This window comes from Chitinophaga sp. (assembly GCF_036566945.1).
Taxonomy (GTDB): Bacteria; Bacteroidota; Bacteroidia; order Chitinophagales; family Chitinophagaceae; genus Chitinophaga.
Genome location: NZ_DATCVJ010000901.1, coordinates 1 through 6,977, shown reverse-complemented (window position 1 = coordinate 6,977; position 6,977 = coordinate 1). Strand labels below are relative to the sequence as shown.

At 44.1% G+C, this 6,977-nt stretch carries 5 protein-coding genes; 4 read left to right on the top strand and 1 reads right to left on the bottom strand.

Features of this window, described 5'->3' with window-relative positions:
• Positions 1 to 1,547, top strand: a 1,547-nt coding sequence (locus VIP81_RS27150; RefSeq protein WP_331968787.1) for an SLC5 family protein, incomplete at its 5' end; no start/stop codon positions are given.
• A gap of 113 nt (positions 1,548 to 1,660) precedes the next feature.
• A complete protein-coding gene (locus tag VIP81_RS27145; protein ID WP_331968784.1) occupies positions 1,661 to 2,002 on the top strand; it encodes an L-rhamnose mutarotase in 342 nt (113 codons plus the stop codon).
• Here VIP81_RS27145 and VIP81_RS27140 read toward each other — a convergent pair whose 3' ends face one another.
• The gene (locus tag VIP81_RS27140; RefSeq protein WP_331968781.1) at positions 2,003 to 2,899 is read right to left on the bottom strand and encodes an AraC family transcriptional regulator; all 897 of its coding nucleotides are present in this window, start codon (positions 2,897 to 2,899) and stop codon (positions 2,003 to 2,005) included. It lies immediately after the preceding gene.
• 185 nt (positions 2,900 to 3,084) lie between these two features.
• Between VIP81_RS27140 and VIP81_RS27135 the strand changes: the two genes are divergently transcribed.
• Entirely contained in the window at positions 3,085 to 5,415 is a 2,331-nt protein-coding gene (locus VIP81_RS27135) for a hypothetical protein (protein WP_331968778.1), read from the top strand.
• A gap of 234 nt (positions 5,416 to 5,649) precedes the next feature.
• On the top strand, positions 5,650 to 6,693 hold the full coding sequence (locus VIP81_RS27130; RefSeq protein ID WP_331968775.1) for a metallophosphoesterase family protein: 1,044 nt from the start codon (positions 5,650 to 5,652) through the stop codon (positions 6,691 to 6,693).
• Positions 6,694 to 6,977: the final 284 nt, after the last annotated feature.

The following is a 6,977-nucleotide window of genomic DNA, read 5'->3' as shown; positions in this document are numbered from 1 at the left end:
CTGGTATTGATTATCTGGTACTTTTTACATACGTAGTTACACTATTTATTCTGGGATTTTATCTTAAATCCCGTCGTTCATCACCTGGTGCAGACATTTTTTTGGGCGGCAGATCCCTGAGATGGTGGCAGATTGGCTTCTCTATGTTTAGCGCAAATGCCGGGCCCATGATGTTGATAGGCCTATGTAGTCTTGGTTTTTCAAAGGGAGTGGTCGGCAGTAATTTTGAATGGCTGGCCTGGATCTTCCTGATATTGTTGGCGACATTTTTTATTCCACGTTATATTTCAGTTGGTATTAGTACCATTCCGCAGTTTCTGCTTTTACGTTATGGCAGGAGGTCCTATAATTTTTTGGTGGTATACAGCCTGATATCCATTTTATTTGTGTGGTTAGGGAGTGCGTTGTATGCAGGAGGATTGGTCATTTCCGCTGTTTTCGATTGTCCGTTACTAAGTGCCGTGATATTGGTAGCAGTGATTTCTACAAGTTATACCGCCATTGGCGGATTAAAAGCAGTGGTGCGTACCGGCGTTTTTCAATCGTTGATTATTATCATTTCCTCGTTGTTACTAACGTTGCTGGCTATATGGAAATTAGGACATGCAACAACCGGTGTGTCGAATGCCGTGCCGCCGGATTATTGGAAGTTGTTTCATTCGTCAGCCGATCCGGAATATTCGTGGATAGCCATTATAGCGGGCTATCCGGTGGTAGCCGTTTATTACTGGTGTGCGGATCAGACGATCGTGCAGAAAGTATTGGCAGCAAGAAGTATTAAAGAAGGGCAGTATGGGATTCTTTTTCTGGCGGCACTGAAAATAATTACACCGTTTATATTTGTGTTGCCCGGGATCTTATGTTTTTTATTGTACGGCAATACTACGGAGCCGGATAACTCCTACATGATGCTGGTAAAACAGTTGATGCCGCCGGGTTTACGCGGACTTTGTATAGCTGCATTGATTGCGTCGCTGATAGATACGGTTTCTTCCGGTCTTAATTCCTTCAGCACTGTTTTTACACTGGATGTGGTGAGCCAGTTTATGCCATTGAATAACAGTAATAAAGTGAGAATAGGTAGATGGATGACCGCCCTGGCAGCTGTTTTGGGTGTAGCCATTGCCATATTGTTTTCTTATTCCGGTAAAAGTTTATTTGAATTAACCCAGGGATTGGTATCTATCCTGGCGCCTCCTTTATCGGTTGTTTTTTTGAGTGGTATCTTTTGGAAACGCACCCACCAAACCGGTGCGGATGCCGTTTTATTTGGCGGTGGATTCATCTGCGTGTTGATGGGGATCTGCTATGTGCTCAATTATCCCTATAAAGGATTCTGGCCGCATTTTCTGCTGTTGTCAGTGTATATTTTTATAGGCCTGGTAGGTCTCATGGCGGTGATTACCTATGTGTTTAAAGCGCCGGAAAGAGAGCTGCCGGTATTTACTTTTCCGGGAAACGGATTGCCCGCAATGGGCCGCGGGTTATGGCTTGGCTGGGGATTGCTGGCATTGGTCATGGCCATTATTTATATAGTGTTAAACTAATTTTTATGTACAGAATGTATCGTTGTTGTTTTGCGGGATTGTTAGCTGTTAGCTTTGTACTGCTGTTATTTGCATGTAACACAGCTACCGTAAAAAAGGAAAAAAATCCGGAGATGAAGGAACATGTATTTGTGGTGAATATAGTACCCGATTCGTTAAAGCTGAAAGAATACCTGGATTATCATGCGCATATCTGGCCCGAAGTAGTAGCAGGATTCAAAAAAGCAGGATATCAAAAAATAGTGCTTTACCGCTATGGCTATCTCCTGGTAATGACCATCACCGTGCCGGCAGATGCGGATCTGGGGCAAATGGGAAAAGTGGCCGAATCTTATGACAAGCGCTGCGCCGACTGGAATAAGTTGATGGATGGTTATCAAACCGGGGTTGCCGGCACAGAACAGGGAAAGAAATGGGTAGAAGTAACACCCTTTTATAGTTTTACCAAAGATTAATTAGGAATGACGCTCATCCGGCTTCAGGTGCTTTTCCTTGTCTTCATATTGTTTGATGAAATCCCGTGGTGAAAGCCCTTTTATTTCCTTGAAATGTTTATTGAAATTGGAAATGTTGTTGTAGCCGCTGTTGTAGCAGGCCTCGGCTACATTGTGCTGTCCTTCCAGCAACAATTTCGCAGCATGCCCTATCCGCACTTCTTTTACAAAATCTATTAAAGTACGGTTGGTGTTACGTTTAAAGAAACGGCAGAACGCTGCGGATGACATGGGAATGAGATCAGCCACATCCTGCAGCGCAATATCATCTTTAAAGTTTTGAAAGATGTGATCAAATACTTTATTTATCTTTTTGGCCTCCCCGGAATTTTCTACTGTATTGTAATAGGGAGATGATAACACGTTGGATGTTTGAGACTGCGATAATATATCGAGTAATCGTATCATCAGTGCTAGCCTCGTTAGACCGGTGACGAATACCATCTGATGCATAATCATTTTGGCATCCTGCAGGGTACTGCCGGTAAATAAAACCCCCTTAGCTGCTTTCTCGAATAATAGATTCAGTTGCCTGGCCTCTGGTTTTTCCAGGAACTCTTTACCAAGAAAATCCGGAAAGAAATGGATCACTACTGCCTGCGGCGATATCAACGGATCAATTACCTGGTAGTATTGCCAGCAATGAGGAAGATAACTTCCCATCAATACAAGTTCTGCGCCTTCAAAATCTTCGATGTGGTCGCCGATGAATCTTTTGCCGCTGCAATTTTCCAGTAATGCTATTTCGAAATTAACATGCGACTTCAATGCAGCATACTTTTTTACTTCCAGCGTTTCTGATCTGACAGTAAATGATTGATCCGGCGGAAAGGTGAAATTCTCGTATATATATTGCATGGAATGTTGGCCCGTTAGGTGTTGCTGGCTTTTCAAAGATAGTAAAAAACCCGGGAGGCGTACTACCACTCATCAAAGTCAGAGACCATGGATGTAATCACAGCAAAAATAGTATCCGTAATAGTCAAATTTGGGGTTGTGTTCCGCTGCGCATAAGCGGATCTTTATACGAGATTAGACATATCATGCGCAAAAATAATTATAGCAGACTCCTTTTATTACTGATAGGGATCACTGCTACACAGGTGTCGGTAGCCCAGCTTACCGATCAGGGAATGAATAAACTATTGAACTACGTACGTGGATCTATCACATTTTCAGAACGGCAGTACAACGGTGTGCATCTCTCGGAAGAACATTTTTTTCAGGATCAGGTACTACCAGCAGCAGGTGGTAAATGGCGCCTGGACCTCAAAGTAAATCAGGTGAAAGGCAATAAAGACGTGGTAGATGTAGCCGCTACTTTCCGGCTCACGGAAGGTAAGGCCGCCGCAACGGCTGTAGCGGTAGGGTTCAATTTTAGCAACTGGAGCACTTCCAACTATGTGCTGGTACCGGCTTCTCTCTACAACGGGAACCGCTACCGTACTATAGGATATGGTTATAGTCCCCCGTATCCGCATGATATGTACTATAATCCAAAGGTGCCACTCACCATTTCCAATAATCCCCGTTTATCCATAGAACCCAACAAGTCTTCCCTGGTAGAGCTACAAACCGGTAATATGGCTACACCGGCCGTTTGTTTCTATGCGCCCGGTGAACAGAAAGGGTTTATTGTGCTAACGGAACAACAAACAAAATGGGGAAATAGTGGTGTTACCATCACAGAAGATGCTGCAAAAGATAAATTTGCTTTCAGCATATCAGCGCCGGCAGTGCGTAAAATGGCCACCGGCTTCGGTGATTTTCATCAGAGTGGCGACAAAGCGCCCGATTGGAATACCGGCGATGAAGTAACATTACACTTCAGGGTATACGTATTTGATGCCACCAGTATTCCGATGTTACTGACAAAGTTTATGAAAGTGCGGAAAGACCTGTCCGGCGAATCCGTTCCCAGAAATATTTTGCCGATGAGTAAGTTGTTGGAACTAGCCACCGGTATATGTAGCAATAATTTTATCCAAAATGACATTGGTAGTTATTATAAGCCGGAGAATAATAATGATTTTCAGCTGGGCTGGGTGAGCGGGATGATCAATACCTACCCGATGTTGTCGTTGAATAATGACCTGGAGCGGGAAAGAGTAGGGAAGGAACTTGATTTTGTGGTCAATAAATTACAGGGGAAAAGTGGTTATTTCTTTGGTGGCATAAAAGCCAACGGAGAAATCATGACGGAGAAAATGAATCCTGATTTTCCGGAGCGGCAGGCGATGGTAAGGAAGAATGCAGATGTATTGTTTTGGATGGTGAAGCATTTGATGTTGTTGAAGGAAACCGGCCACGCCACCATGATTCATAAAGAATGGGAAGAGGCAGCGAAAAAGCTGGCTACGGCCTTTGCCAACACCTGGAACAAGCATGGTGAATTTGGGCAGTATATCGCGCCGGAAACAGGAGAGATCGCCGTTTTCAATTCCACCGCAGGGGCATTGGTGCCTGCTGGGATGGCATTAGCGGCCAATTACTTTGGGCGAAAAGATTGGCTTAACATCGCGGAAAAGTCGGCCACGTTTTACTATCAACGCGATGTGGCCGGGCAAGGCCTCACTGGCGGCGACTGTGGCGATATTTCGCAGGATGCCAATTCGGAATCTGCTTTTGGGTTCCTGGAATCATTAATGGCCTTGTATTATTATACCAACGATCACAAGTGGCTGGCCATGGCCGGGGCGCAGGCCAGTCTTTGCGCTACCTGGACGATCTCATATCCGCCGGTATTTCCGGCTTCCAGCACCATTGGAAAATTACAATGTAATATGATGGGCGCTGTTTGGGCAAGCATTCAAAATAAGCATGCCGCACCGGGCATCTGCACTTCTTCCGGCGATGATCTTTTTAAATTATTCAGGGCTACCGGTAAATTACTATATGCCGATCTTATCAGGGATATTCAGCATGCCCACGCGGAAGCGGTGAATATGCCGGGGCATATTACCAACAATTATATGATAGGGGCATCTATGGAACGTATCCAGCCCTCCGATGCAGAGGGAAAAGAAAGCGTGGGTAACTTTATCTATACCCGTAATTCCTGGACGGAAACAAACGGCATGCTGATGGCGCTGGAATTGCCCGGTATCTATGTAGTCACCGATAAAGCGCAGCTGTATGTATTTGACCATATCGTGGCTAAAGTGATTAAAAAGAGTGCCGCTGGTATTGAACTGGAATGCTATAATCCCACTCATTATGATGCAAAGGTGACGGTGATGGCCGAAACCAGCAAGCAGGCATTACATCCTCTCAGTTATACCGCCTGCATGCAATGGCCTAAAGTAACCGTGAAAGCCGGTGGGAAAAGCCGGGTATCTATTAATGGGAAAGTTGTAAAATGTGAAGCGCTGTAACCTGTTTAAAGTTCACTAACGCAATAGGATATACGTAAATGAGCAACGCCTGGCATTCGCCGGGCGTTGCTCATTTATTCGCAATAAAAGCCAGCGCTTTGTCGATATATTGTAAATATATATAATTTATCTAGGGGAAATTAATTTTCCAATAAGGAAATAATTACTATCTTGTACTCGCCAATTAAAGGTGAACCTGTACATCTAAGTCGCAAAGTGAACAAATTATTGACAATGGAACAACGCAGCAATAACAAATGGAGCCGGAGAGCGTTTATCGGCAACACAATGACAGCCTGTCTTTCCCTTGCCGTGCCGGTTTTTGCACGAGGCGCCTTTGTGAATACACGGAAACTTTCCGTAGGATTAATTACAGACCTCCATCACGATGTTATGCACGATGGCGTTGCCAGACTCCAGGCATTCCTGGATGCTGCCGGGAAATCGAGGCCCGATGCGCTGATGCAATTGGGCGATTTCGCTTATCCTGCGGAAAAGAACAAAAACATCATCGATTTATTCAATCAATCGCATCCCACAAGACTCCACGTAATTGGAAATCATGATACGGATAGTGGCTTTACCCACAAACAATGTGTAGAAGTATGGGGCATGCCTGCTCCTTATTATACCAAAGTGGTGAACGGCTTCCGGTTTATTATCCTCAACGGAAATGAAAAAGGATCGCCTGCGCACAAAGGCGGATACCCGGCTTATATAGGTCCTGCACAAACAGCCTGGCTAAAACAGCAACTCGAAGAGACCAGTGAACCAGTCATCGTAGTTTGCCATCAGCCGCTGGTAGGTTATCTGGCTGTTGACAATGCCACGGAAATACAGGACATCATTACGGCTGCCAGCCACCGTGTGGTAATGATCATTAATGGTCATACACACGTGGATAATCTGCAGTATGTAAATGACATTCCTTACCTGACCATTAATTCCGCTTCTTATTTCTGGGTAGGACAAAATTTTATGCACGAGAGCTATTCTCCGGAAATTCATAAGAATTATCCCTGGATCTCCCGTACCTGTCCTTATAAAGACCCGCTATTTACCACGTTAACGATAGATCCGAAAAAATATACCATTACAATTATAGCTAAGAAAAGTGAGTGGGTAGGTAAATCACCCGAAGCACTTGGGTTTAATGAACAACAACCTTTGCGCCTGGGGCAGGATATTGTACCCTTCATACGGGATTATAAATTAACAGAAGGAAAGCGATTAAAATCAGGAATGCTGGGCGCAAATGCCCGCGGAACCAAGTTATAGCCAGATAAAAAGATAGGCATCTGCCGCTGATAGAAAACAAATCAACCAATATTTAAAAGAGTTAATATTTACTTAAAGTGCAAATACGTATTTTTCCTATTAGTAAACTTAATTTCGTGTGGTGAAATTATCAACACGTTTTCATCGACTGCTTTTAGATTAAAAATGTACTATGCCGCTCAGCAGAAAATGAAATTCGTCAGGCACTCAGGAATACTTATTTCGCATCACAGGTAGCTGATACTATAAAAAAATTCATATGGACTAACACGCGTCTCACAAGG

What these genes read in the sequence shown, in the direction of transcription:
- VIP81_RS27145 (WP_331968784.1), top strand. Translation starts at nt 1,661, where the DNA reads ATGAAGGAACATGTATTTGTGGTGAATATAGTACCCGATTCGTTAAAG.
- VIP81_RS27140 (WP_331968781.1), bottom strand. Translation starts at nt 2,899, where the DNA reads ATGCAATATATATACGAGAATTTCACCTTTCCGCCGGATCAATCATTT.
- VIP81_RS27135 (WP_331968778.1), top strand. Translation starts at nt 3,085, where the DNA reads ATGCGCAAAAATAATTATAGCAGACTCCTTTTATTACTGATAGGGATC.
- VIP81_RS27130 (WP_331968775.1), top strand. Translation starts at nt 5,650, where the DNA reads ATGGAACAACGCAGCAATAACAAATGGAGCCGGAGAGCGTTTATCGGC.